At 34.2% G+C, this 24,444-nt stretch carries 26 protein-coding genes and 5 tRNA genes; 22 read left to right on the plus strand and 9 right to left on the minus strand.

What is annotated here, in order from left to right; all coding sequences use genetic code 11:
* Positions 1 to 5: 5 nt before the first annotated feature.
* The gene (locus ACFSTE_RS09805; RefSeq protein WP_176029126.1) at positions 6 to 536 is read left to right on the plus strand and encodes a DUF2059 domain-containing protein; all 531 of its coding nucleotides are present in this window, start codon (positions 6 to 8) and stop codon (positions 534 to 536) included.
* On the opposite strand, the gene ACFSTE_RS09810 is transcribed toward ACFSTE_RS09805, so the two are convergent.
* Entirely contained in the window at positions 511 to 1,230 is a 720-nt protein-coding gene (locus tag ACFSTE_RS09810; protein ID WP_176029127.1) for a class I SAM-dependent methyltransferase, read from the minus strand. The two genes, ACFSTE_RS09805 and ACFSTE_RS09810, sit on opposite strands and share 26 nt — an antisense overlap.
* Before the next feature lie 76 nt (positions 1,231 to 1,306).
* Here ACFSTE_RS09810 and ACFSTE_RS09815 point away from each other — a divergent pair, with 76 nt between their 5' ends.
* Positions 1,307 to 1,804: a YkgJ family cysteine cluster protein gene (locus ACFSTE_RS09815; RefSeq protein WP_176029128.1), complete on the plus strand. Its 498-nt coding sequence runs from the start codon at positions 1,307 to 1,309 to the stop codon at positions 1,802 to 1,804.
* A gap of 31 nt (positions 1,805 to 1,835) precedes the next feature.
* Here the strand turns inward: ACFSTE_RS09815 and ACFSTE_RS09820 are convergent, their stop codons facing one another.
* From ACFSTE_RS09820 to ACFSTE_RS09855, 8 genes are all read right to left on the minus strand, one after another.
* On the minus strand, positions 1,836 to 2,549 hold the full coding sequence (locus ACFSTE_RS09820) for a hypothetical protein (protein WP_176029129.1): 714 nt from the start codon (positions 2,547 to 2,549) through the stop codon (positions 1,836 to 1,838).
* A gap of 185 nt (positions 2,550 to 2,734) precedes the next feature.
* Positions 2,735 to 3,100, minus strand: a complete 366-nt coding sequence (locus ACFSTE_RS09825; RefSeq protein WP_176029130.1) for a hypothetical protein — start codon at positions 3,098 to 3,100, stop codon at positions 2,735 to 2,737.
* Positions 3,101 to 3,371: 271 nt separating this feature from the next.
* Complete coding sequence (locus tag ACFSTE_RS09830; protein WP_378256544.1) at positions 3,372 to 4,061, minus strand: Lipl32 family lipoprotein; 690 nt, start codon at positions 4,059 to 4,061, stop codon at positions 3,372 to 3,374.
* A 55-nt stretch (positions 4,062 to 4,116) separates the two neighbouring features.
* Positions 4,117 to 4,731 (minus strand): SIMPL domain-containing protein, encoded by a 615-nt coding sequence (locus ACFSTE_RS09835; protein WP_176029132.1) that lies wholly within the window; start codon positions 4,729 to 4,731, stop codon positions 4,117 to 4,119.
* Between the two features lie 26 nt (positions 4,732 to 4,757).
* On the minus strand, positions 4,758 to 5,177 hold the full coding sequence (locus ACFSTE_RS09840) for a hypothetical protein (RefSeq protein WP_176029133.1): 420 nt from the start codon (positions 5,175 to 5,177) through the stop codon (positions 4,758 to 4,760).
* A 424-nt stretch (positions 5,178 to 5,601) separates the two neighbouring features.
* Complete coding sequence (locus tag ACFSTE_RS09845; protein ID WP_176029134.1) at positions 5,602 to 6,246, minus strand: response regulator transcription factor; 645 nt, start codon at positions 6,244 to 6,246, stop codon at positions 5,602 to 5,604.
* Complete coding sequence (locus tag ACFSTE_RS09850; protein ID WP_378256541.1) at positions 6,243 to 7,664, minus strand: sensor histidine kinase; 1,422 nt, start codon at positions 7,662 to 7,664, stop codon at positions 6,243 to 6,245. Before ACFSTE_RS09850 ends, ACFSTE_RS09845 begins: the two co-directional genes overlap by 4 nt.
* 69 nt (positions 7,665 to 7,733) lie before the next feature.
* Positions 7,734 to 8,996, minus strand: coding sequence for an exo-beta-N-acetylmuramidase NamZ family protein (locus ACFSTE_RS09855; protein WP_378256539.1), 1,263 nt, complete (start codon positions 8,994 to 8,996; stop codon positions 7,734 to 7,736).
* Between the two features lie 8 nt (positions 8,997 to 9,004).
* On the opposite strand from ACFSTE_RS09855, the gene ACFSTE_RS09860 reads away from it, so the two are divergent.
* The 20 genes from ACFSTE_RS09860 (at position 9,005) to nusG (ending at position 24,424) form a co-directional block, all read left to right on the plus strand.
* The gene (locus ACFSTE_RS09860) at positions 9,005 to 10,252 is read left to right on the plus strand and encodes an ABC transporter permease (protein WP_176029137.1); all 1,248 of its coding nucleotides are present in this window, start codon (positions 9,005 to 9,007) and stop codon (positions 10,250 to 10,252) included.
* A 184-nt stretch (positions 10,253 to 10,436) separates the two neighbouring features.
* Complete coding sequence (locus ACFSTE_RS09865) at positions 10,437 to 11,798, plus strand: pyridoxal-phosphate dependent enzyme (protein WP_176029138.1); 1,362 nt, start codon at positions 10,437 to 10,439, stop codon at positions 11,796 to 11,798.
* Between the two features lie 164 nt (positions 11,799 to 11,962).
* Entirely contained in the window at positions 11,963 to 12,937 is a 975-nt protein-coding gene (locus ACFSTE_RS09870; RefSeq protein WP_176029139.1) for a helix-turn-helix domain-containing protein, read from the plus strand.
* A gap of 369 nt (positions 12,938 to 13,306) precedes the next feature.
* Positions 13,307 to 14,587, plus strand: coding sequence for a DUF2851 family protein (locus ACFSTE_RS09875; protein WP_378256534.1), 1,281 nt, complete (start codon positions 13,307 to 13,309; stop codon positions 14,585 to 14,587).
* Positions 14,588 to 14,619: 32 nt separating this feature from the next.
* Positions 14,620 to 14,841: a PspC domain-containing protein gene (locus ACFSTE_RS09880; protein WP_378256532.1), complete on the plus strand. Its 222-nt coding sequence runs from the start codon at positions 14,620 to 14,622 to the stop codon at positions 14,839 to 14,841.
* Between the two features lie 59 nt (positions 14,842 to 14,900).
* Positions 14,901 to 15,851 (plus strand): potassium channel family protein, encoded by a 951-nt coding sequence (locus ACFSTE_RS09885; RefSeq protein WP_368660056.1) that lies wholly within the window; start codon positions 14,901 to 14,903, stop codon positions 15,849 to 15,851.
* Positions 15,852 to 15,950: 99 nt separating this feature from the next.
* Positions 15,951 to 17,618: an alanine/glycine:cation symporter family protein gene (locus ACFSTE_RS09890; RefSeq protein ID WP_378256530.1), complete on the plus strand. Its 1,668-nt coding sequence runs from the start codon at positions 15,951 to 15,953 to the stop codon at positions 17,616 to 17,618.
* Between the two features lie 17 nt (positions 17,619 to 17,635).
* Positions 17,636 to 18,484: a helix-hairpin-helix domain-containing protein gene (locus tag ACFSTE_RS09895; protein ID WP_378256528.1), complete on the plus strand. Its 849-nt coding sequence runs from the start codon at positions 17,636 to 17,638 to the stop codon at positions 18,482 to 18,484.
* 143 nt (positions 18,485 to 18,627) lie between these two features.
* Positions 18,628 to 19,794 carry an acyl-CoA dehydrogenase family protein gene (locus tag ACFSTE_RS09900; RefSeq protein ID WP_176029143.1) on the plus strand — a complete coding sequence of 389 codons (1,167 nt, stop codon included), beginning with the start codon at positions 18,628 to 18,630 and terminating at the stop codon, positions 19,792 to 19,794.
* Between the two features lie 115 nt (positions 19,795 to 19,909).
* Positions 19,910 to 20,104 carry a 30S ribosomal protein S21 gene (gene rpsU / locus ACFSTE_RS09905; protein ID WP_176029144.1) on the plus strand — a complete coding sequence of 65 codons (195 nt, stop codon included), beginning with the start codon at positions 19,910 to 19,912 and terminating at the stop codon, positions 20,102 to 20,104.
* A gap of 102 nt (positions 20,105 to 20,206) precedes the next feature.
* Positions 20,207 to 21,094, plus strand: coding sequence for a tyrosine-type recombinase/integrase (locus ACFSTE_RS09910; RefSeq protein ID WP_378258938.1), 888 nt, complete (start codon positions 20,207 to 20,209; stop codon positions 21,092 to 21,094).
* A gap of 69 nt (positions 21,095 to 21,163) precedes the next feature.
* A complete protein-coding gene (gene hpf, locus ACFSTE_RS09915) occupies positions 21,164 to 21,466 on the plus strand; it encodes a ribosome hibernation-promoting factor, HPF/YfiA family (protein ID WP_176029146.1) in 303 nt (100 codons plus the stop codon).
* Positions 21,467 to 21,569: 103 nt separating this feature from the next.
* Positions 21,570 to 21,643, plus strand: a tRNA-Thr gene (locus tag ACFSTE_RS09920).
* A 36-nt stretch (positions 21,644 to 21,679) separates the two neighbouring features.
* Positions 21,680 to 21,762, plus strand: a tRNA-Tyr gene (locus tag ACFSTE_RS09925).
* 115 nt (positions 21,763 to 21,877) lie between these two features.
* A tRNA-Gly gene (locus tag ACFSTE_RS09930) sits at positions 21,878 to 21,950 on the plus strand.
* Between the two features lie 126 nt (positions 21,951 to 22,076).
* Positions 22,077 to 22,148: transfer RNA gene (locus ACFSTE_RS09935), tRNA-Thr, on the plus strand.
* Positions 22,149 to 22,206: 58 nt separating this feature from the next.
* Complete coding sequence (gene tuf, locus ACFSTE_RS09940) at positions 22,207 to 23,394, plus strand: elongation factor Tu (protein ID WP_378256525.1); 1,188 nt, start codon at positions 22,207 to 22,209, stop codon at positions 23,392 to 23,394.
* Positions 23,395 to 23,452: 58 nt separating this feature from the next.
* Positions 23,453 to 23,525: transfer RNA gene (locus tag ACFSTE_RS09945), tRNA-Trp, on the plus strand.
* 137 nt (positions 23,526 to 23,662) lie between these two features.
* Positions 23,663 to 23,860, plus strand: a complete 198-nt coding sequence (gene secE, locus ACFSTE_RS09950; protein WP_176029148.1) for a preprotein translocase subunit SecE — start codon at positions 23,663 to 23,665, stop codon at positions 23,858 to 23,860.
* A 9-nt stretch (positions 23,861 to 23,869) separates the two neighbouring features.
* Positions 23,870 to 24,424, plus strand: a complete 555-nt coding sequence (nusG, locus tag ACFSTE_RS09955) for a transcription termination/antitermination protein NusG (protein ID WP_176029149.1) — start codon at positions 23,870 to 23,872, stop codon at positions 24,422 to 24,424.
* Positions 24,425 to 24,444 lie beyond the last annotated feature (20 nt).

Below are 24,444 nucleotides of genomic sequence, written 5' to 3' on the forward strand. Positions count from 1 at the left end.
AACTTATGAAAAAAGTAATCGTTAGTCTTTTTATCTTTTTGACATATACTGTTTTTTCGCAGCAAAGATCATACCATGAAGATGTTAAAGAGTATTTTGATTTGAACGGGACTACACAGCAATATAGCAATGCAGTAGATCAAATGTATGAGTTGCTTCGAAATCAATTACAGCATCAGGTCCCCGCCGCCATATGGGAAGAGTTGCAAAGAGAGAAAAATACGACTTTAGGAAATGTAAAATCGTTATTGACTCAGGTGTATAAAGAGCACTTTAGTCATCAGGAGATAAAGGAGTTGTTAGCATTTTATAAATCCGAAACAGGAAAGCAATTCAGGAAGAATCCCGATGGCTTATCCAGAAAGCAAAACAAACGATATGAACGGTTTTTAGCTTCGGATGTGGGGCAGAAAGTAAAAGCACAAAGTCAATCACTAAAGAAGGCTGTAGGAGAAGCTAGTGAATTATGGAGTCGTGATTTATACCGGGAAACCGTAAAAAAGCTTAAAGCTAAAGGGTATTCTTTTTCGCAGTGATTCTCGCCAGATAATCGTTGTTTTCTCCTTTGATAATACACTCGCAAATGAACCCGTGAGCATTTGCGGCATTGACTAGCGTATTGTAGTCTATGTACAACCAATCAAACCATTCAGATTCATCGCCCTTGTACCGGAGTTTGTATTTCATCTCTCCGTAGTAGTCAGCATTAGCATCCACCCAAAAACCACCATCTTCATCTTCGAATAAATAAGAGATGTCCGAAGAATCTATGAGGATTTGTCCCTTAGGATGAAGAAGCTTTTTTACTTGAGTAAAAAAATAGTCAATATTAGGAAGCCTTCCGATGATGCCGCTACCATTCATTAAAAAAAGAAGGGTGTCATAGCTCCCTTCCTGATCAAAGAAATTTTCGCATGCGGCATTGGACACGCCTCTTTTATGTGCAATGCGAATTGCTCCGGCAGAGATATCGATCGCTTTTACGTTTAGTTTTTTCTCTTTTTGTAGATATAGACTGTGACTTCCGGCTCCGCAACCAACATCCAGAACTGTTCCATAAGAAAGTTCAAGTGCTTTTTGTTCTATTGCAGGCATGAGTGAGTACTCTCTGAATAAATAAGCAATAGGAATTAGATCATCATCAAAATCGGGCGCAATTACAGTGATATCTTCCGGGGAATTACTGGTGTAATAATCTTGTATTGCTAAGCCAAAAATATCTGTATTCATTCTATATTATGCTATGATTTCTAAATAAGAAATGCAATCTCTTTATAAACGGTAATTAATAGGTTACTTTTGCTGTATGCAGGATTTTTTAGATCAATTACCGACACTCGCCAAAGATAAACATAACGAGAATAAAAAGTTCTTTTCCAAATTAAAAAAGAAGCAGCCCAAACGGTTTGATATAACAATGCAGCAACTGCATGATGAAGAGTTTGCCGAGACGGACTGTCTGACATGTGCCAATTGCTGTAAAACAACTGGTCCTTTGTTTACTGATAAGGACATCGAGCGAATTGCCAAATACATGAAAATGAAACCATATGATTTTGAGCAGAAATACCTTCGAAAAGATGAAGAAGGGGATATGGTTTTACAAGAAACACCTTGTCGTTTTTTAGCTTCTGATAACTACTGTTTGATTTATGATGTCCGACCAAAAGCATGTAGGGAGTATCCACATACAGATCGAAAAAAGTTTCATCAGATTGCTCACCTGACCATGCACAATGTGGCTATATGTCCTGCAGCATTTAGAATAGTAGAAAAAATGAAGATGTTATTTCAGGGAGGGTAAAAGCAATAAAATAAAGGGGGCTTTTATTGCATTAAAAAATCTCTCTGAATCCTAATGCTTCTAATCTGTTTTGATCTTTTGATACTCCAGGGATTTTTGGAGCAGAGGTAAAATGAGTTTCAATTTTAGGAGTTCCGATAATCTCTCCGGTTTCTTTATGTATTTTGTAATAAGAACCGCTACTTTTGCTATTTGGGTTTTCTGCTTTTTCTTCTACGTAAAAGTGATCATTCTCTTCAAAAATCGTCATCTTTAGATCCCATGCTCTAGTGTTGATTTCTATAGAACTTCCATAAATAGCTTTTACTACGAGGTTGATATATTTTGTATGTTCCTTTGTAGGGATATAAAACTTTGTTTTGGAATAAAAATCAACTCCGCTGTCCTTATGAAAATGACCATTTTTCCCATAGCAATTATTCCGATTACTTTTCTGTTTTACTTTTCCACTAGGTAATTCGACCTCGAGATTATAATAGAATTTTGCATATAAAGGCACATAAAGTACATTCCGCTCAAAAGAAACAATAATTTTTCTGTTATCAGTAACTACCTTGATAAAGTCAAAATCCTCTCTGTAAATAATTTTTCCTAGATGTTTTTTCTGTTTAATGATATTGATTGCAATGTCAATTAATTCATTTTTTCCTAATTTTTTTAACTCTTGTATTGTATAGGTAGTATTTCCTATGGTATCCAGCTTAAAAGCTTTATTGATATCTGTTGTTATTGTGGAACTCATCATGATCGTTTCAATTTATTGTTTAATTCCTAAAGGCAATTTCAAAATGCCGTAAAGGTGGATTGGAAGCTATAGGATGATTGGGGGGCATCTATAACAGCTACGACATTTTGAAATTTTAGAACTCTTAATTGAACATTACTCTCATTTCTAATGTTTGCCTTGTTAAATTTGGTTATACGTTTTTGTCACTTCTCCCATCTACAGTAGAAGGGATATTTTTTTATTGTCTGATATACGTTTTTGTGTTGTACAGCGGTACTTAGCATAAGGTGTGCTATACCTAGATATGGGATTGTTTTTTGGTCTCTTTCTGATGTTTTGCTATGGGAAATATAAACTTGGAGGATCCTGATGTAATCAATTTTATAAGTAGGGCGTAATCGTTGTTGGTTTATACCATCATAAGCATCAGATAGTGTGAAAGACCTTGTATCTTTATTCAGATATAATAAAGAAGATGTTGTCTTTATAATGTCTAAAAGTTGCTGGGATACAGCTGTTGTTTTAGACCAAAAAAACTCCCGGTAATTTCTGATTTTTGATAAAGACATAAAATGTGTTTAGTAGTAATGCATGTAATCAAAAAACATTTTGCAAAAGCTATGTTTTTTTGATTAGGGAGTATTGTGTTTTATTTTATGAACAAGTTTTTTCTGTAGATCTCCTGATAAAATTACAAGACCAGATGGTGTTAGTTATTTTAAGGTCGCTATGTTGTGTTATTGAAAGTACAGGAAACCTGAGATGATCTGTTGTGAGAACTACCGTCTCTTATGGTTGCCATAAAAGACAGTAGTTTTGTGTGTCTGAAATCAGTGTTAATTATTTACTTAACTCTTTTTTAAGGTCAGCAATAGTTTTTGCCATTGCTACTCCAGGAAGTTTTATAGGAGCAGCAACCTGAGCTACAAATGTTCCTTTTACTTCACCTCTTTTATATGTAGTAAACCCAACTCTGTATAAACCTACAGTAAGTGCTTTTGTAGGGCTGCTGATTTCACTCTTGTATCTCAAAAGAGAGTTGTAGCTGCTCCCACTAGGCTGTTTAGGCATTTCTCCACTGTCATCATTGCTAGCAAGTGTTACCCAGTTGGCATTTTTTACAGCATCTTCTGTAATGTTATTTTTACTGATAATATCGGAACGCTCTAATGTAATGTATGTATCAAAGTAGTCATTCGATTTGCTGTTATCAGCATATGCTTTAGATACAGTTGCATTCTTTATTTTGTTTTTTCCTACAGGAGACATCATTCTTACTCCTAATTCAGGAGCTACTGCAGGAATCCATACATATATGTAGTAGAATTTTTTCCCATCTTTTACTTGATCTTCATTTCCTGGAGTTGCATATCCTAGGTAAGATACAACATCTGTATAAGGAACTTTGATGGTTTTAGGTCCGATCTTTTTTTCGATAGAACTTCCGAATTTTTTAAGTTTTTGTGCTTGTAAGGTTGCAGAACTTCCAAGTGCGAAAATACTGAGTAGTACTAAAATTTTTGTTTTCATTATTGAATATTTATTAGTGTTGATTGTATAGGTTAGACACACGGTCTGTTTGTATTTATAATAGTTTAAAAGAAACCGTTACATAGTATTTTTGAGTAGATGTTATCTTGTTAATATCTATGTATTGGCTGGATGTATTTGAACTTCTAATAGCGATAATATCTCCAATGTTTTTGTTGAGTTTTTCTGCCATTTTTTGCGCAATACTTTTGGCATTTAGAATTGCTTTATGGCTAATCGTAGCAAGCTCTTCTGCGCTTTTTTCTTTTGCTATGATTTCAACATTTGTAACTCTTACTCCAGGGGTTTTTAAGGCCATTATTTTTTCGACTTCTTCAGAGGAGTTAGAAGTGTAGTTGTAATACATTACTTCGTTTATTTCTGAAGTTCCCGCATAGAGTTTATAGGAGGTATTTTTCTGAAATTTAGCAAAATCTATTCCTGCCGTTTTTAATTTACTTTTATAAGTGTTTGTTACTTCATCAAGGCTTTTAGCTTCTAAATTTCTATATCCATCGGCTAAAACTTCTTTGATATTTATGAGCATATTATATCGGTCTATAGTAATGGTTGCCTCAGTTTCTCCGACAACTTCGATAGCATTTTGTGTCTCCTGAGAAAAGATCGGAGAGCTACAAATTAAAAACAGCAGGTAGATTGTGTATTTCATGATTGTATGATATATGACTGTTTTTTTTAGAAGAATAAGATGTATGCAACGATCATCCAAACTCCAACGATAAGACCAAGCATCCCTAGTTTTCCTTGCATAGGAGCTAATTTTGCTCTTAATTGTAGTGCTTTCTCTTTTGCTGCTTCATTTTTAGAAAGTACAAGTTTGTTGATCATTCCGAATCCTAATAAAAACCCTAATACTGCTTCTACAAGGTTACCAGCTAATAATGTTACCCACCAGATAGGGTGTGTTGTAAGCCATCCAATATTTAAAATTGCAGAGATAACTCCCCATACTCCCCAGAAACAAAATACAAGCCCAATCCAACCTTGATATGGTTCGATTTTATCCAGTAATTCTTTTGCGTTTGGTTTTTTAGATAGTAATAATGATGGTACTGCTAAAATACTTAGTATAATTAATGTGATTCCCCAAGTCATGATTTTATAAGATTTATAGGGTTAGTAATAGTTTTAACTCGCTCTGTGTTATAAGAACAATGCAAAGATGGGGGATATCTCCTGGGGGATAAACACTCTTTGTAGTGAAAATAACTACCCTGAAAACAGGGGGTGTTTTTTTTGATAAATTATTGCTGGTCTTATCTGTTTGTTGACTTTTCTATAGAAAACGAGAAAATAGCGTGAGTTTTAATAAAAAAAGAAGAAAAGCAGAGAGGAAAGTGTTGGGTGAAAGAAGAGCGTATATGTATAGAAACAGTAAGAAAGCAACGCTTTTCTTGTTTGATAAGAATTTTTATAAAAATTCTAAAAAAAGATGCAAAATAGCATAAGGAATTAACTTATGAATTCTCCTAGATAAAAAAAAGGAAGTGGGATAGAAATATTAATGAGGGATATTCGCTTAAGGTTCTATATATTTCATTTTTAGTGCGTACTTAGTAAGTCCAGCCAAATTTCTGACATTGAGTTTGGCGATGAGGTTTTTTCGATAACTTTCTATAGTGTGCTTGCTTAAAAATAACTGATCTGCAATTTCTTGAGTTGTATATTCTTGTGCGATCAGAGTGATAACATCAATTTCTCTTTGAGTTAGTTTGATTTCGTTTTGTTTCTTTTTAGAAAACTTATTTTCAATATAAATATCTTTAATCTCTTTTGAGAAATATTTTTCACCTCCTAAAATTGTTTTTATAGCTAAAAGTAATTCTTCTTTTTCAGCATTTTTAGGAACATACCCATCAACATCATGCTCAATCAGATTGTCAATCATTTCTGCATTGTTATGCATACTGACAACCAGTGTTTTTATATTTCTGTTTTTTTCTTTCAGCATCTTGTTTAATGTGATGCCATCTACTTCTGGCATGCTGATATCAGTAATGATCAGGTCAATTTTTTCTTTTGGGTTGATCTCTACATATTTTATGATGTTACTTCCGTTTTTTGCAGTTAATAAGATATTGTAGTCTTGTTCTTCATTAAGAATACTAAGTAAACCGTCCAAAAACATTTTATGATCGTCTGCAATGATAAGGTTGTATTTCATAATATAATATGTTTTTTATTAGGGATTTCGATATTAATGATAGTTCCTCTTTTGTGTCTGGAATCAATGGTATAGACCCCGTCCAACGCCTTTAGACGCCTTTTGAGGCTGGTTAGTCCTACTCCTGGTGTAATCAGAGCACAACTGAACCCTATTCCATTATCTTCAAAAATTAAATGAATGGTGTCGTGAATAAGGTCTATTTGAATATCTAACCGAGTTGCTCCGCTATGTTTTATTGTATTAGTAATTAATTCCTGTAGAATTATGAAAATTTCATTTTGTAACTTTTCGTCTATTTCATTATTGATATCATCTTCCGGGTATATAGAAAGCATCACCTTTAATTTGCTTGCTTCCTCAATGTTTTTCATATATTCTGTGATCAAAGGTACAAAATCGTTTTGACGAAATTTGGTTGGAATTAAATTATGTGATAAAGTTCTTACTTGCTGGTATGTGTCATCTAACTGATGGTATAATGTTTTGAATTTGCCTCTGTCTTTGGATAAATTGCTGAATTGTAATTTTATGGCGGCAAGATTACCTCCAATACTATCATGTAGCTCCTGAGCTATTCTTTTTCGTTCTCTGTCTTGTCCTTCAATGGAAGCCCGAATTAATTTTAATTCCTGATCTTTTAATATGGTAGAAATTCGTTGTTGGCCGATCTCTTTTAGTTTTTTGTTGAGCAGGCTTTGTGTTTTTAATTTTTGATAATATAAAATGAGCAACCCTATGATAGGAATTAATGTAATAATAAATGAAATAAAGGTGATTTTCTTTATTTCTTTTTGACGGTTGATTTCTAATTCTTTGAGCTGCTTGTCTTTTTTTAAAAGAATGATTTCATTTCTTCTTCTTTCAGCAGTATTTTTTAAAAACAAGATTTGATTTTCATTTTCCTTTCGCTGAATGTCTTTTTGAAGGTCAATATGCCTGAGTTCATCTTCTTTGTTTAATAAGGTCAGTTTTTCTTTTTCTTTCTGAAGTTTTTGATACTTGTTTTCAAGAAAAGTTATCTTTTTCAAACGCTCTAACGCATTGATAGAATCTTTTATCACAAAATATTGAGAAGAAAGTGCAAAGGCACTTTTATAATCGTCTTTTTGTAAGGCGATAAGCTTTAGTTTATGATAAATTTCTGCCTGCTCTTTTAATAAATTAGAAGGAATAGCTTCTTTTAAGATTTTTTTATAAATGGCAGCGGCGGCATTAATGTCTTTTTGAACAAATAACCGATCGGCAATCCCTAATTCTGTGGTAATTCTAAGCTTGGCTAGTTCCTTTTTTTGTACTTCGGGCGCTATTTTTTTTGCAGGAAAAGCGGAGATTTCTTCTACTGCTTTTTGAGCATAAATAAAAGGAAAACAGCCTAATAGGATAATTAATATGTTTTTTTGAAAAGATTTGAGCATAAGCAAATGTATCAAATCCTATATGTCTGTATATCCCTGAAAATGGGGTTTTTTGTTATACGGTATTTGTTATTTGTACAAGAGGTACTTAGCGCGTGTTTTCTTATAAATGTTTAGGTCTGAGTTCCATGAATCTCGGATTTTTTGTATAGAAACTCCTTGCTCTATTTGTTTTTGTAATAAAGTATTTCCTGCGTGTATGGTAAATGATTTGTTTTTGAAAAAAACAGCTTTTTTACTAGAAAGTTTATAGGCATTTATAATCCAGCTTAAGTTAATTCTATTCATTTTTTCGGTGTTTCTAAGGTCAATACCGTTGCAGAGATTTCCTTTGTGTTTAGGGTTTTTAGCTCCAAAATTAGGAGCAGGAGTATAGCTAAAAGGGTATTTGTCTTTAGGTAATTCCGGAGCTCCAATTAGCTGAAATTGCATTTCGGTTCCTCGACCTGCATTGATAGTTGTACCTTCGAATAAACCTAAACTGGGATATAGATTAATAGCAATATCATTAGGGAGATTGGGAGAAGGTCTGATGGGAAGGTGATAAGGAGTTGTGTGAGTATAGTTTTTTACAGGGATTATGGTGAGATTGCATTTCTGATCGGTCTGTAACCAACCTTCTCCATTAATCATTTGTGCATATTCTCCAATAGTCATTCCATGTACTAAAGGAACTGGATGCATTCCTACAAAACTACTATGTCTGGTGTCTAAAACAGGACCGTCTATATAATGCCCGTTTGGGTTGGGTCGATCTAATATAATAACAGGAATCTGGTTTTCTGCACAAGATTGCATCACATAATGTAATGTAGAAATGTAGGTATAAAAGCGAACTCCTACATCCTGAATATCGAATACGATTATGTCTATGTCTTTTAGCATATCAGAAGTAGGCTTTTTATTTTTGCCATATAGTGATATAATCGGAATACCAGTTTTTTTATCTCTTCCATCAGCAACGTGTTCTGCCGCGTCTGCTTTACCTCTAAAGCCATGTTCGGGAGAAAAGACTTTTTTTATTTTTATCGAATGGGCGACAAGTGAATCTACCAGGTGAGTAGTTTTGGTATCGTTTCTGAAAATTACACTGGTTTGATTCCCCACAAATGCTACATTTTTATTTTTGAGTAACGGGAGGTATGCGTCTAACTGATTTGCTCCTACAACAGGAGGTTGAGATACGGAAGTAGCTGTTTTATTTACCTTAGAAACCGTTTGAGGATCTATTTTTGCTGTTGCAAAATTAGAAGAAGCATTATTTCTACAAGAAATAAAAAGGAGAAAGAAGAATAAAAATGTATTTTTGAATGTATGTTTTATAAAAACCATAAATAAGTTTGAATTTCGAATATTTTATAGCTAAACGCCTTATCAAAGGTAAAGAGCATAAAAGTAGCATATCGACACCAATAATAAAAATTGCGATTTTTGCAATTGCTTTGGGAATGGTGATGATGTTGATTACTATAGCAACAGGAGTAGGTCTTCAGAAAAAAATACGGGAAAAAGTAGCAGCATTTAATGGGCATATTGTAGTCTCCAGTTATGATAATAATCAGAGTATAGAATCATTAGTGCCTATAGATAAAAATGAGTCTTTCTATCCTGAGTTTTCATCATTAGAAGGGATAGCACATGTACAGGGAGTGGCTACAAAAGCTGGGATTATAAGGACAGCTTCGGATTTTGAAGGGATTGTAGTAAAAGGCGTAGGGGCAGACTATGATTGGTCTACTTTCGAAGAGTATTTGGTAGAAGGGAAAATTCCTGATTATGATACAAGTCACCCGGTAAATACCGAAATTCTAATTTCTAAACATATTGCAGATAGGTTACAGCTAAGTATTGGAGACAAAGCCAATACATACTTCCTAAAAAAAGGAAAATCTTCTAATCCGGTGCCGAATATTAGATCTTTTGTAGTGACAGGAATTTATTCTTCAGGATTTCAGGAGTTTGATGAGGTTTTCGTTCTTTGTGATATAAGACATATTCAACGTTTGAATAAATGGAAAGAAAATGAAATTGGAAATTTTGAAATCTTTATAGACAATTTTGAGCATTTGGAAGAAAAAGGCGTTGAAGTCAATGAAACTATTTACCCCGTATTATATCAGGAAACAATTGCTAGTAAATACGAAACGATATTCGAATGGTTAAAATTATTCGACCTCAATATTATAGGGATTATAGCGATTATTATTTTGGTAGCCGGGATTAATATGATTACTGCTTTGTTAGTTTTGATTTTGGAACGTACACCTATGATTGGTATTCTGAAAGCATTAGGAAGTTCAGATTGGAGCATTAGAAAGGTATTCCTGTATAATGCAGCCTATTTGATCATGATTGGGCTTTTTTGGGGGAATCTTATTGGGCTGGGATTGTTGTGGATTCAGAAATTATACGGTGTAATTAAACTGAACCCAGAGACCTATTATGTGAGTACGGCTCCGGTACATATTGATATAGGATATGTATTATTGCTAAACCTGGGGACCTTGTTATTGTGTCTTATTATGTTATTAATTCCATCCTATATCGTATCAAAAGTATCTCCGGTTAAGGCAATACGTTTTGAATAAAAAGATTATTTGCTAAAAAAAGTGGAGGTTGATGACACATCTTGTTATCTTTGTGCTTAGAATAAAATATCATTTCTAAAGATAATTCTTAGAAGATTATTCTGTAGGGATGTGTTTTTTTGTAAAAAGAATAAAGGTTTGGTACTGTCATTCGGTTTTTGTTTAACTAAATAATTATAGGGTCTTGGAATACGCAGAGAATATTTTAGAAACGATAGGAAATACTCCATTAGTAAAAATGAACGCATTGGTGAAAGATGTTGATGCGTTGGTGTTGGCAAAATATGAAACATTTAACCCCGGGAATTCTGTAAAAGATCGGATGGCATTAAAGATGATTGAGGATGCTGAATCTGATGGTAGATTACAACCAGGAGGGACGATCATAGAAGGAACTTCTGGAAATACAGGAATGGGATTGGCTCTTGCAGCAGTTGTGAAAGGGTATAAGTTGATCTGTGTGATGGCAGATAAACAATCCAAAGAAAAAATGGATATTTTGAGAGCAGTGGGGGCAAAAGTTATGGTGTGCCCTACTAATGTAGATCCTGAGGATCCGAGATCGTATTATTCTGTTTCCAAACGATTGTCTGAAGAGACACCTAATTCATGGTATGTTAATCAATATGATAACCCTTCTAATACGTTAGCTCATTACGAAAGTACAGGACCAGAGATATGGGAGCAAACAGATGGAAAGGTTACTCATTTTATTGTAGGGGTTGGTACAGGAGGGACAATCTCTGGAGTAGGGAAGTATTTAAAAGAAAAAAATCCAAATGTAAAGATATGGGGAGTAGATACGTATGGCTCTGTTTTTAAAAAATATCATGAAACGGGAATTTTTGATGAAAATGAAATCTACCCTTATATCACAGAAGGTATTGGAGAAGATATTTTGCCTAAAAACGTAGATTTTTCGGTTATTGATGGTTTTACCAAAGTAACTGATAAAGATGCTGCCATTTATACGCAAAAATTGGCAAGAGAAGAAGGAATGTTCTTAGGGAATAGCGCAGGGGCAGCGATCAAAGGGTTATTGCAATTAAAAAAAGAATTCAAACCTGAAGATGTTGTTGTTATCCTTTTTCACGATCATGGAAGCAGGTACGTAGGGAAGATGTTTAATGATGATTGGATGAAAGAAAGAGGGTTTGTAGAAGAGGAAGCATATACAGCCTCTGATCTTATAAAAGCGCATGAAGATAAACAGCTGGTAACTGTGAAAACAGAAGAATTAGTGTCACATGCGATTGAGCGAATCCGAAAGTTTCAAATATCCCAAATACCCGTTGTAGATAGCGAGGGGTTTGTTGGTTCAGTGGATGAAAGTGCTCTTTTTACAGCTTTTCTGGATGATAAAAACCTGGCAGATACTCCCATAAAAGAAATTATGAATCCGCCATTTCCTATCGTGGAAAAAAACACTTCATTAGATGAAATATCAGGACTCATTAAAAAAGGGAACTCTGCTGTTCTGGTAAATTTAGGAAATAATAAGCACCATATCATTACCAAGTATGACGTTATAAGTCATATAAAATAATTTATTATCTTTAGAGGGATGAATTACCCCCTCTATTTAATAATGTGATCTTTTTTAGTAGGATTCGTGTTTTTCTATGTCTAATTTTTTGTTTAGTTGGATGATAGGAGTTTATGGTGTATCCAGAAGATACACATAGTGGGGCATCATTAAAATCATTGCCTATGTATAAATATACGTTTGATTTTTCTGATATAGATCGCTTAAGGGACTATTTCCATTCGGAATTAGACCCCAAAGGAACTACAGATAGAATTTTTTTTCCTCCTGAGATTGGGGATGGGTATCTTCAGTATTATAAAATTTCTCCAGAGGTTTTTTTATTGATAAATAATTATACGGCAAATGCTGATATTGAATATATAAGGAAACCTGCTGAAGAAAGAGACCTGATTTTACATTTTAGAAAATATGCTTTAGATCATGAAGTGACCTCAGATGAGATCATCAGCAGGTATTCTAATGGTTATACGCCAGGAAATATGCGCTGTATAGACGCCAGAACCGGAGAGCGGGTATTTATAGCCAAAGGAGGTGTTGTGAAGTCTACTATGATTGTTTTAAAAAAATCATTTACGAAATCGTATTTGATGAAAGGAAATGAGGCTCTTGTTGATAAAGTAGATCATTATATAAAACAATCCCATAAACACATTAATAAGTTTTATCTTTCCTATAGGCAGTCTAAGTTATTTGATCAGATCGTAGAACCTTTTGAAGATAAAGTGGAAAGTTACTTGTTTTATCTGGCCAGAGCGGTGTTACTATTAGAAACATTTTGGAAAGATGTACTCAAGTGGACAACAGAGGAAAACCCATTTAGTATTAATAGCTCTCAGATTGGCGGAATTTATAAAGTAACTGATTATTTGGAAAATAACTTAAATGAACCTTTTATCGGGGTTGATCAGCTAGCTACAATGGCATATATGAGCAGGACAAGCTTTTTTAATACTTTTAAAGAGATTCATAACCAGACCCCTTTAGAATTTTTTAATAATAAGAAGTTAGAAAGGTCGTATAATATGATTTTTACAAAACAATTATCTGTAAAAGAGGTAATGAGTAATTTGAACTATTCTAACTCTTCTAAGTTTAGGAAAGCATTTTTTGATCGATTTAATATTTATCCTGATTGAGAAAATATGATATAAAATAAAGATGGTCATCAAAAAATGACAACCATCTATAACCTAACACAAACTCAACTTCGTTTAGGGTTTTAAAATTTTAAGTATATATTTTGAAAGACGTTTTCCCAATTGCTTCATGACCAAAATAACTAAAAGAAGACGTAGATTCGTTTCCATTAATACAAAATATATTACCAATAGTCCAACTGTTTGATTATTAACATTTTTTTATAAAAATTTTAAGCTTAATAAGTTTTTTTAATAATGAAAAACAAACTTTTTTTCAGAAAAATGATCGTTTTTAAGAAAAAATGTCAGAGAGCTTAATAACCCATATTTTATAGTTATCTTGTTGTTCTTTAATGTGTTGTATTTGTGGAAGAGCATTTTGTTCAATATATATGGAATCATAAAAAGTTTGATGTTTTTAACCTGAAAACATCAGCAGGTGAGCTGGTTTCTATTTATTCATCAGGGATCCACAATAAAAATACTTCTGGTCCTGACTTTTTTAATGCCAAACTAAAAATAGGAGATCAGCTATGGGTAGGAAATGTAGAAGTTCATATAAAGGCCAGTGATTGGTATGCACATGCGCATCAAGATAATGAGGCGTATGATAAAGTTATACTTCACGTGGTTTGGGAAAATGATATGCCTGTTTATAGAAAGGATAAAACCCAGATACCTGTTGTACAGTTAAAAGACTTTATTAAACCAGCCTTGTTGGCGAGATATCAGATCTTTTTCGAAAATATGAAACGAAAAACAATTATTTGTGAAGGGCTAATTTCTAGTGTTTCTGATTTTAGAATGTACCATTGGCAGGAACGATTATTTATAGAAAGGCTGGAAAGGAAAACAGTAGAAATTCATAGACTGCTACAAAAGACAAAAAATGATTGGGAACAAGTGTTGTTTTTATTAATCTGTAAGAGTTTTGGATTGAGAATTAATAGTGATGCATTTCTTAGTATTGGGATGTCTTTTGATTTTTCAGTGTTTAAAAAATGTCAAGAATCTCTCTGTCAACTAGAAGCATTGTTTTTTGGTCAGGCTAAGATGCTTCCGGAAAATCCAGATTCGAAATATGAGAAAAATCTAAACAAAGAGTATCAGTTCCTGAAAAAAAAGTTTTCGTTAACTACTACAGGAGTGCTGTCTCCACTTTTTTTTAGATTACGCCCGGGGAATTTTCCAACAATACGATTATCTCAATTAGCCAATTTGTACAATCAAAATAATAAATTATTCCATAGGTTAATACATGTGAAAAATATTAAGGAAGTGTATGGTTTGTTCTCTGTTTCTGCAAGTGATTTTTGGAATAACCATTACGTTTTTTCTAAAGAATCCTCAAAAAAAGTGGAAAAAAGAATCTCTAAATCGTTTATTGATCTAATTGTAATAAATACGATAATTCCTTTAAAGTTTTTGTTTGATACAATGCAAGGGGTGGATGCAGAGAAAAATATATTTGATTTGATGTCAGAGGTTTCTCTAGAGAAAAACGCTATAATCAGGCAATTCGAATCCATGAAAATAACCATGAAGAATGCAATTCATTCTCAAGCAATGATTGAATTAAAGAATAAGTATTGCGATAAGAAGGCATGTCTGAAATGCGATGTTGGGAATTATTTACTCAATAGATAATAAAATTAATTAGATTATAATTAATTTGCAGTATGATTTATGATTTACGACACTTTTTGGAAAGGAATGGATTTTATGTATCATCCAGGTTAGCAGACAGACTTGGTATCAGAGCTAAAAATGTACGATTGTTTTTTATCTATATAACGTTTGCTACGGTAGGACTGGGATTCGTATTGTATCTGGTAATGGCATTTTGGTTAAAATTAAAAGACTTGGTGTATACCAAGAGAACTTCGGTATTTGATCTTTAATGATGTTGAACTGGTTAAGATCTAAAATATATATAGCACTGTTTTTTTTAATTATATCAGTGTTAATTGGTGTATTGGGGTTTCATCTGTTTGCAGGCTATTCCTGGATAGATGCATTATATATGACCGTAATTACACTGTCTACAGTTGGTTTTGGAGAAGTTGGTCCTTTAAATGAGATGGCAAAATTATTTACTATTTTCCTCATTGCGATTAATGCAGTCGTATTTGCCTATTCAGTCTCCGTAATTACAGAATATATTGTGAGTAAAAATGATCCCGAAAGATTATATTATAAGAGGATAAAAAATATGATAGAAAAATTGGAAAACCATATTATTATAGTGGGATATGGAAGAAACGGGAAGCAGGCTGCCGATAAATTATTAGCTTACGACAAGAAGTTTGTTATCATAGAAAAAGATAAAGATATCATTGATAAACATCAGAATGATAAGTTTTTTTTTATGGAAGGCAATGCAACAGAAGATGAGGTGCTGATTGATGCAGGTATAAAGAGAGCTTCTTGCTTGATATGTACTTTGCCAGATGATGCAGATAACCTCTTTATTGTATTGTCAGCAAGACAGATCAACAGACGCCTAAAAATAATAAGTAGGGCTTCTCAGGATGCTTCCTATAAGAAAATACGATTAGCAGGAGCGGATAATGTAATTATGCCGGATCGAATCGGAGGAGATCATATGGCATCATTGGTCGTTGTGCCGGATTTAATCGAGTTTTTAGATAATTTATCAATTGTAGGAAAAGGACTCATTAATATAGAAGAGATTACTTTCGAAGATATGTTTACGGATGGGGAAAAACGAACGATCAGAACTATAGATATGAGAGCAAGAACCGGATGTACTATTATAGGGTATAAATCTCCGGAAGGGGAATACATAGTAAACCCGGAAGCAGATACAGTTTTAAGACCTGGTTGTAAAGTCGTTGTTTTAGGGAGACCAGAGCAAATTAACCTTCTAAATAAGGAGTTCGGAATTTAGCGGTTACAATATATTTAATTGTGAAAAAATTGTAAACAAAGGCTTTTTTTTGCATATTGCTCACTTTACTAAACAATAAAATTTATAATTCATAAAATCATGAAGAGATTTCTTCTTTCAATTTTAGCACTCACTATACCGTTACTGACATTTGCGCAAGAAGCATCAGAAAAAGGGCTTGATCAGAAAATAGACGAAGCATTTAAACCTTTTTCAGACGCTGTTTCCGGCATCGTTTTTTTTCAAGTTTTTAAAGATGCTCCATTTGTTATCATTCTATTAGTATTTAGTGCTTTGTTTTTTACACTGTATTTTGGATTTCCAAATATTCGATATTTTGGGAAAGCAATTAATGTGGTAAGAGGAAAGTATGATGATCTAGAAGGGCATGGAGTAGGAGACCCATCAGCAGCGGTGGATGGAGATATTCCAGATACAATCAGAGATGAGTCAAAAGAAGGAGAAGTATCGCATTTTCAGGCATTGGCAACCGCGGTTTCAGGAACAGTTGGTAATGGTAATATTGCAGGGGTAGCTTTGGCAATTGCTTTGGGAGGTCCCGGGGCAACCTTTTGGATGGTTATTTGTGGATTATTAGGGATGTCTACTAAATTTGTAGAATGTACGTTGGGAGTTCAGTATCGCGATGTGGGAGAAGATGGAACAGTCTATGGAGGACCGATGTATTATTTAAGTAAAGGATTAAAAGAAAGAGGATTTGCGACGTTAGGAAAAGTAGTTGCGGCGCTTTTTGCTGTTTTCTGTATTGGAGGATCCTTTGGAGGAGGAAATGCTGCGCAGTCTAATCAGGCAACTGTAGTGTTAAAAGAGCTTTTGAAATTAGATAATACTGGAGCTGGCTTTTGGATAGGAGTTATTCTGGCAGTGTTGGTAGGTATTATTATTATAGGAGGAATTAAGCGTATTGCATCAGTGACAGAGAAGGTTGTTCCTTTTATGGCTGTTATGTATATTTTGGCTTGTTTGTATATAATTTTTGGGAACTTCTCTTTAGTAGATGATGCTACAGGATTGATCATAACAGAAGCATTTAACCCGAAAGCTATTGGAGTAGGTGGTGTTATTGGAGTTTTGTTAGTAGGATTTAAAAGAGCTGCTTTTTCGAATGAGGCAGGTGCAGGTTCTGCATCGATAGCGCATTCTGCAGTGAAAACTAAGTATTCTGCTAGTGAAGGTTTGGTAGCTTTACTGGAACCATTCATTGATACTGTAGTGATCTGTACGATGACCGCTTTGGTAATTATTATCTTTAATTTTAATGGAGAATTTGATTATGGAGGTTTGCCAGAAAGAGTAGAACAAGCTGATGGTACTTTTAATGCAATGGTGGATGGAACTTTGTATGAAGATGTTAAGGGTAAAGTGCTTATTAATGGAGAATTGAAGGAAGGTGCGGGGATAACAGCTGCAGCATTTAAAAAATACATTCCGTTTTCAAATATTTTCTTAACAATAGCAGTAGTGTTGTTTGCTGTTTCTACAATGATCTCATGGTCGTATTATGGATTACAATCATGGAAGTTTTTGTTTGGAAGAGGAAAAGCAGCGGATTTAACGTATAAGATATTATTTTTGACCTTTGTGATTATTGGAGCAGCTGCTAGTATGGGGTCTATCTGGGCATTTTCAGATGCAATGATATTTGCCATGGTGTTCCCTAATATGGTTGGGTTGTTCTTTTTGTTTCCAGTAGTTAAAAAACAATTGGTGCGATATTTTGATGCAATAAAAGCCGCCAAATCGTAGAAAAACTTTTTTCTGAAATGAAAAATATAAAATCCCATTTCGAAATGCATGAGCGTTTTCGAAATGGGATTTTCCTTTTATTAGTAATATTGTTTTTAGGAGGTCTCGCTTTCTTTTTTTATCCAGTAGAAGAAAAAGAATATCATTTGACAGAGCTAGAGAACTATCAAAAAGAAATTGATTCTCTAAAATTAGAAGAAGAAATAAAACGACAGGAAAGAAAGAAGGTATCTTTTAATCCTAATTTTATTTCTGATTATAAAGGATATATTCTTGGAATGTCGGTAGAAGAGTTGGATCGTTTGCACGCATATCGCAAAAAAGGTTTGTGGATTACTTCTGCTAAAGATTTTCAAAAAGTAACACAGGTTTCTGATTCGTTGTTAAATGCGATGATTCCTTTGTTTTTGTTTCCGGAATGGAGTGTTAAATCAAGAAACCTCCGTACAGTTAGTATACATAGAATAAAGAAAGATCTGAATTTTGTATCTGCGGAAGAATTAATAGGGACGTGTAAGATACCTGATTTTATCGCTGAAAGAATTATTAAGTACAGGGATAAGTTGCAAGGTTTTTTAGCAGATGAGCAATTGGAAGAGGTATATGGATTGTATAAATGGCAACGAGAAAATATCCTGAAACTGTATACTGTAAAACAAAAAAAGACAGTACAGAAAATTAATGTCAATAAAGCTACGGTAGAAGAGTTGTTAACCGTTCCTTATTTTGATTTTGAAACAGCAATTCAGATAAGAGAATTTATAGAAGAAAATAAATCTATTTCAGAATTAGGTGAATTAAGAGGAATTGAAGGGTTTGATCGCTTTAAAATTAATAGAATAGCATTATATTTGTATGCAGATTAGGGATTATTCAAAAAACAATAGTGTATATTAAGTAATAGTTAAAAAATAGCCTTTAAAATGGTTATTTTTTAATATTTATGTAGTTTCTGGTCTTTTTTATATAAAGTTTAGAATAGTTGTGAAAAATAAAGGTAAGTTATCATATGAGTAAAATGTATTTTACTGAAGAGCATGAACTTTTTAGAAAGAGTCTTCAAGACTTTTTAAAGAAAGAGGTGGTTCCTCATATAGAAAAATGGGAGGAAACAGGGACGATCGATCGTTTTATCTGGAAAAAATTTGGAGATATGGGGTATTTCGGAATTGCTTACCCCGAAGAGTTTGGAGGCTTGGATTTAGATCTTTTTTATACAGTAATACTTTTAGAAGAATTACAAAAAATTAATTCAGGAGGTTTTGCGGCGGCAATATGGGCACATGCATATTTGGCGATGACCCATATTAACAAAGAAGGAGACCAGCGAATAAAAGAAGAATATTTGTCTCCTAGTATAACAGGAGATAAAATAGGGTGCTTATGTGTGACAGAGCCTTTTGGAGGGTCTGATGTTGCTGGAATGAGAACTACTGCAGTTAAGGATGGAGATCATTATGTGATAAACGGATCAAAAACATTTATTACCAATGGAGTGTATAGTGACTATTTGGTGGTTGCGGCAAAAACATCTCCGGAATTGGGAAATAAAGGGATTAGTATTTTTGTTATAGATAGAGATACTCCAGGGGTGTCCTCTGTAAAATTAGATAAATTAGGGTGGAGAGCTTCCGATACCGGAGAGATTGCTTTTGATGGAGTACGCATACCTAAGGAAAATTTGATGGGAGAAGAAAACAAAGGCTTTTCTTATATTATGCAGCATTTTTCACTAGAGCGATTGATAATGGGGATTAATGCTCATGCTAGATCCGAATATGCAGTAGAATATACGATTCAATATATGTCAGAAAGAGAAGCTTTTGGAAAGACACTGGACAAGTTTCAGGCATTGAGGCATTCTATAGCGGAAATGGCAAGTGAAATAGAAATGAGTAAGGAGTTTAATTATTCAGTGGCAAGAAGGTTGGATAAAGGAGAATATGTGGTAAAGGAGGCAACGATGTCTAAATTGCTTTCCACTAAGATTGCTGATGAGGTTGCTTATAAGTGTTTGCAAATGTTAGGAGGCTATGGATATATGGAGGATTACCCATTGGCGCGATTGATGAGAGATAGTAGACTTGGTCCTATTGGAGGAGGAACATCAGAGATTCTCAAAGAGATTATTGCAAAAATTATTATAGATAAGAAAGAATATAAACCAGCTACATAGCAGAGAAGGTAAAGAGGATTGAAATCTTTTTAGAATAAAAAGAGCAGAAAACTTTGTAGGTAATACTTTTCTGTTATCTTTGCAACCTAAAATTTTTAAAGAAAGGAGGTGCATTATGTTAATTATACCAGTTAAAGACGGAGAAAATATAGATAGAGCTTTAAAACGTTTCAAGCGTAAATTTGACCGAACAGGTACTATGCGTCAGCTACGTAAACGTCAGCAATTTACAAAACCTTCTGTATTGCGCAGAGCGCAAATTCAAAAAGCTCAATATATTCAGGGCTTAAGAGATCAGGAAGAGATCTAAGAAGTGATTCGTTAAGGTTTTCTGTTTGATAAGAAAACCGTCTCAAAATAAATAAAACCGTTATGGCAAAAGTTTATACTTTTGTTTTATAACGGTTTTTTTATGTTTTTAAATGAATTTATTGACTACTTACAGTTAGAAAAAAAATATTCGTCTCACACTGTGTTGGCTTATGAGAAAGATGTGTTGGCTTTTTCTGAGTTTTTAAAAAAAGAAGAAGGAGGGGATGTGGTATCGGTTCATTATGCGCAAATTAGATCCTGGATTGTTTTTTTGGTGGAAACCGGACTGACCAATAGAACGGTGAATAGAAAGATTTCTTCCTTGCGATCATATTATAAGTTTTTGTTGAAAACAGGGGTGGTTGATAAGAATCCTCTGGCGAAACATAAGGCTTTGAAGGTGTCAAAGAAGCTTCAGGTTCCTTTTTCTGAAAAAGAAGTGGAAGATGTGCTGGGGGTGTTGGCGGATGCTGGTGATTTTGTCAGTGTGCGGGATCGTTTGATTGTAGAGCTTTTTTATTCTACAGGAATAAGAAGAATTGAATTGGTTAATTTGAGCTTATCAGATGTGGATAGGGGGCGAAAATTACTTAAGGTGTTGGGGAAAAGAGGGAAGGAGCGATTCGTACCGCTTTTAACCTCGGTTTTGAAAACACTAAACATGTATTTGGAGGTGAGAAATGAATTGTTAGAGGGGAAAGATGAAAAGGCGTTGTTCTTGACTGAAAAGGGAATTAAAATTTATGAAATGCTTGTGTATCGAGTAATAAATGGCTATTTTAGTAAGGCTTCTTCAAAGTTAAAAAAGAGTCCGCATATTCTAAGGCATTCCTTTGCAACTCATTTGCTCAATGAAGGAGCAAATTTAAATGCGGTAAAAGAATTACTTGGGCATTCCAGTTTAGCGGCTACACAGGTTTATACACATCATAGCGTGGCTGAATTGTCAAAAGTGTATAGAAAGTCCCATCCTCGGAATAAAAAGTGATTCGTGATTGAGGAATCATTATCGCGCATTTTAAGTTATTTTTTGTTCAATTTATTAAACCTTTTAGTTATGAAAGTAAACTTGCAGTCCGTAAATTTTAATGTAGATAAGAAATTAGTTGATTTTATTCAGGGTAAATTGGATAAGTTAGAAGTGCATTTTAATCGTATAATTTATGCCGATGTGTTCTTGAGAGTTCAAAATACAAGTGGGAAAGAAAATAAATTTACAGAAATTTTATTGAGTGTTCCAGGGGATGAATTTATGGTTAAAAAGATCAATAGGACGTTTGAAGAAGGTGTGGATGAGTGTGTTAGTTCTTTAGAGCGTCAATTGAGGAAAAGAAAGGAAAAATTAAAAGCGCATGCTTAGCGAATTTTTTTTCAGAAAAAGTTTTTGAGAATTAAAATGTTTTCTTACATTTGCACCGCGTTAGAGATAACGCAGCCTTTTACAAGTTAAAAGGAAGGCAAAAGCCGATATAGCTCAGCTGGCTAGAGCAGCTGATTTGTAATCAGCAGGTCGTGGGTTCGAGTCCCTCTATCGGCTCAAGTTCTTAGAATAATTATGATATAAAATACCATTGGGGAGATACTCAAGCGGCCAACGAGGACAGACTGTAAATCTGTTGGTTTTTACCTTCGCAGGTTCGAATCCTGCTCTCCCCACAAAAAGAAAAATACAAGTCTTTAGTAATTTATTGGCTTGTTTTTTTTGGCAGTAAAATAATAAGGATTATCTTTGCAAAACTTTTTAAAAGTTTAGATTGTCTAAGAAAATAATGCGGGAGTAGCTCAGTTGGTAGAGCGTCAGCCTTCCAAGCTGAATGTCGCCGGTTCGAACCCGGTCTCCCGCTCTAAAGCGCAGAACTAATCTTAATGAGTTTTTAAGGTTGGTTTTTTAATATAAAGAAAATGACGAATCGGATTTCTTTCGAAATAAAAATGAAAGTGCTCGGGTTTGTCATCGTACTTTTTAAAAAGCCGGTGTAGCTCAGGGGTAGAGCGTTTCCTTGGTAAGGAAGAGGTCACGAGTTCAAATCTCGTCATTGGCTCTTAGTTCAGAAGCATAAAATGAACACTAATATATAACTAAGATTAAATAAATTAATTATGGCAAAGGAAACTTTTGATCGTTCCAAACCGCACTTAAATATTGGTACTATTGGACACGTAGATCACGGGAAAACAACGTTAACTGCTGCAATTACAAAAGTATTAGCAGAGGCTGGACTTTCTGAAGCAAGAGATTTTGATACTATCGATAATGCTCCTGAAGAAAAAGAAAGAGGGATCACTATTAATACTTCTCATGTAGAGTATCAAACGGCTAACCGTCACTATGCACACGTTGACTGTCCAGGTCACGCGGATTACGTAAAGAACATGGTAACTGGTGCTGCGCAGATGGATGGTGCGATCTTAGTAGTTGCTGCTACTGATGGACCTATGCCTCAAACACGTGAGCACATCCTTTTAGGACGTCAGGTAGGTATTCCTAGAATCGTTGTATTCCTTAATAAAGTGGATATGGTTGATGATGAGGAATTATTAGAGCTTGTTGAGATGGAAGTAAGAGATCTTCTTTCTTTCTACGAGTATGATGGAGATAATGGACCTGTTGTTTCTGGATCTGCATTAGGAGCTCTTAACGGTGAGCAAAAATGGGTTGATACAGTATTAGCTCTTATGGAAGCTGTTGATACATGGATTGAGTTACCAAAGCGTGATGTAGATAAGGATTTCTTAATGCCAATCGAAGATGTATTCTCTATTACTGGACGTGGAACAGTTGCTACTGGTCGTATTGAGACTGGAGTTGCTAACACTGGTGATCCAGTAGAAATCATCGGAATGGGAGCAGAGAAATTAACTTCTACAATTACTGGAGTTGAAATGTTCCGTAAGATATTAGATAGAGGAGAAGCAGGAGATAACGTAGGGATCCTATTAAGAGGTATCGAGAAAACTGAAATCTCTAGAGGTATGGTAATCGTTAAGCCTGGTTCTGTAACTCCACATAAAAACTTCAAAGCTGAGGTGTATATCCTTAAGAAAGAAGAAGGTGGACGTCACACTCCATTCCACAATAACTACCGTCCACAGTTCTACGTACGTACAACTGACGTAACAGGAAATATTTCTCTTCCTGATGGAGTAGAGATGGTAATGCCTGGAGATAACTTAACAATCACTGTTGAGCTTATTCAGCCAATCGCAATGAATGTTGGACTACGTTTCGCTATCCGTGAAGGAGGTAGAACAGTAGGAGCTGGTCAGGTAACTGAGATTCTAGACTAATTAGAATAAAGATATAAAAGTGAGGTGTCTTTATTAAGATACCTTACTTTATCTAAATACGGGTTTAGCTCAGTTGGTAGAGCACTGGTCTCCAAAACCAGGTGTCGTGAGTTCGAGTCTCGCAACCCGTGCAACATAAAAAATAAATAGAAAGTAGTCTTGTACTACTTCTGTTTTTTAACTAAGAATTTTATAATGAGATAAGAATTAATTTTTTAGTTAGAAACTAAAAAGAGACTTTCTTAATCCGTTCAAAAGATAAAATAAGATGGCTGGATTTTCAAATTACATTACAGAATCGTATAACGAATTAAGAAATCATGTTACATGGACTCCTTGGGCAGAAGCACAAAGATTAACTGTAGTAGTGATTGTTTTTTCAGTGTTATTCTCTTTAGCTATTTGGGGTGTTGATACTGTATTTAGTAACGTTATAGAGTATTATTTTTCTTTAGTTAAATCTTAAATTTATAGCATGGCCGAGGTAGATAATACAAAGAAGTGGTACGTTGTTCGAGCAGTTAGTGGTCAGGAGAATAAGGTAAAAGATTATATAGAGCGTGAAATCGCTCATATGGGATTAGAAGATTATATTTCTAAGATATTAGTTCCTACAGAAAAAGTTGTTCAGATACGTAACGGGAAGAAAATAAATAAAGAAAGAGTTTATTTTCCTGGTTATGTAATGATAGAAGCAAATTTATCTGGGGAAATTCCGCATATTATAAAATCAATAAATGGAGTTATTGGTTTTCTAGGAGAAGTAAAAGGAGGAGATCCTGTTCCTTTAAGGAAATCAGAAATAAATAGAATGCTAGGTAAAGTAGATGAGTTAGCTGTAAAAACAGATAACGTTGCTATACCATATACTGTAGGAGAGACGGTGAAGGTGATCGATGGACCATTCAATGGATTTAATGGGACAGTAGAAAAAGTAAATGAAGAAAAGCGTAAGCTAGAAGTAATGGTTAAGATTTTTGGAAGAAAAACACCATTAGAGCTTAGCTATATGCAAGTAGAAAAAGTATAATAATTGTTACATTATATATC

Origin of the sequence: Aquimarina hainanensis (genome assembly GCF_042684685.1) — a bacterium.
Lineage (GTDB): Bacteria > Bacteroidota > Bacteroidia > Flavobacteriales > Flavobacteriaceae > Aquimarina > Aquimarina hainanensis.

Excerpts from the sequence above, each read along its gene's own strand:
- ACFSTE_RS09805 (WP_176029126.1), top strand. The coding sequence starts at position 6 with ATGAAAAAAGTAATCGTTAGTCTTTTTATCTTTTTGACATATACTGTT.
- ACFSTE_RS09810 (WP_176029127.1), bottom strand. The coding sequence starts at position 1,230 with ATGAATACAGATATTTTTGGCTTAGCAATACAAGATTATTACACCAGT.
- ACFSTE_RS09815 (WP_176029128.1), top strand. The coding sequence starts at position 1,307 with ATGCAGGATTTTTTAGATCAATTACCGACACTCGCCAAAGATAAACAT.
- ACFSTE_RS09820 (WP_176029129.1), bottom strand. The coding sequence starts at position 2,549 with ATGATGAGTTCCACAATAACAACAGATATCAATAAAGCTTTTAAGCTG.
- ACFSTE_RS09825 (WP_176029130.1), bottom strand. The coding sequence starts at position 3,100 with ATGTCTTTATCAAAAATCAGAAATTACCGGGAGTTTTTTTGGTCTAAA.
- ACFSTE_RS09830 (WP_378256544.1), bottom strand. The coding sequence starts at position 4,061 with ATGAAAACAAAAATTTTAGTACTACTCAGTATTTTCGCACTTGGAAGT.
- ACFSTE_RS09835 (WP_176029132.1), bottom strand. The coding sequence starts at position 4,731 with ATGAAATACACAATCTACCTGCTGTTTTTAATTTGTAGCTCTCCGATC.
- ACFSTE_RS09840 (WP_176029133.1), bottom strand. The coding sequence starts at position 5,177 with ATGACTTGGGGAATCACATTAATTATACTAAGTATTTTAGCAGTACCA.
- ACFSTE_RS09845 (WP_176029134.1), bottom strand. The coding sequence starts at position 6,246 with ATGAAATACAACCTTATCATTGCAGACGATCATAAAATGTTTTTGGAC.
- ACFSTE_RS09850 (WP_378256541.1), bottom strand. The coding sequence starts at position 7,664 with ATGCTCAAATCTTTTCAAAAAAACATATTAATTATCCTATTAGGCTGT.
- ACFSTE_RS09855 (WP_378256539.1), bottom strand. The coding sequence starts at position 8,996 with ATGGTTTTTATAAAACATACATTCAAAAATACATTTTTATTCTTCTTT.
- ACFSTE_RS09870 (WP_176029139.1), top strand. The coding sequence starts at position 11,963 with ATGTATAAATATACGTTTGATTTTTCTGATATAGATCGCTTAAGGGAC.
- ACFSTE_RS09880 (WP_378256532.1), top strand. The coding sequence starts at position 14,620 with ATGATTTATGATTTACGACACTTTTTGGAAAGGAATGGATTTTATGTA.
- ACFSTE_RS09890 (WP_378256530.1), top strand. The coding sequence starts at position 15,951 with ATGAAGAGATTTCTTCTTTCAATTTTAGCACTCACTATACCGTTACTG.
- ACFSTE_RS09895 (WP_378256528.1), top strand. The coding sequence starts at position 17,636 with ATGAAAAATATAAAATCCCATTTCGAAATGCATGAGCGTTTTCGAAAT.
- ACFSTE_RS09900 (WP_176029143.1), top strand. The coding sequence starts at position 18,628 with ATGAGTAAAATGTATTTTACTGAAGAGCATGAACTTTTTAGAAAGAGT.
- rpsU (WP_176029144.1), top strand. The coding sequence starts at position 19,910 with ATGTTAATTATACCAGTTAAAGACGGAGAAAATATAGATAGAGCTTTA.
- ACFSTE_RS09910 (WP_378258938.1), top strand. The coding sequence starts at position 20,207 with ATGTTTTTAAATGAATTTATTGACTACTTACAGTTAGAAAAAAAATAT.
- hpf (WP_176029146.1), top strand. The coding sequence starts at position 21,164 with ATGAAAGTAAACTTGCAGTCCGTAAATTTTAATGTAGATAAGAAATTA.
- tuf (WP_378256525.1), top strand. The coding sequence starts at position 22,207 with ATGGCAAAGGAAACTTTTGATCGTTCCAAACCGCACTTAAATATTGGT.
- secE (WP_176029148.1), top strand. The coding sequence starts at position 23,663 with ATGGCTGGATTTTCAAATTACATTACAGAATCGTATAACGAATTAAGA.
- nusG (WP_176029149.1), top strand. The coding sequence starts at position 23,870 with ATGGCCGAGGTAGATAATACAAAGAAGTGGTACGTTGTTCGAGCAGTT.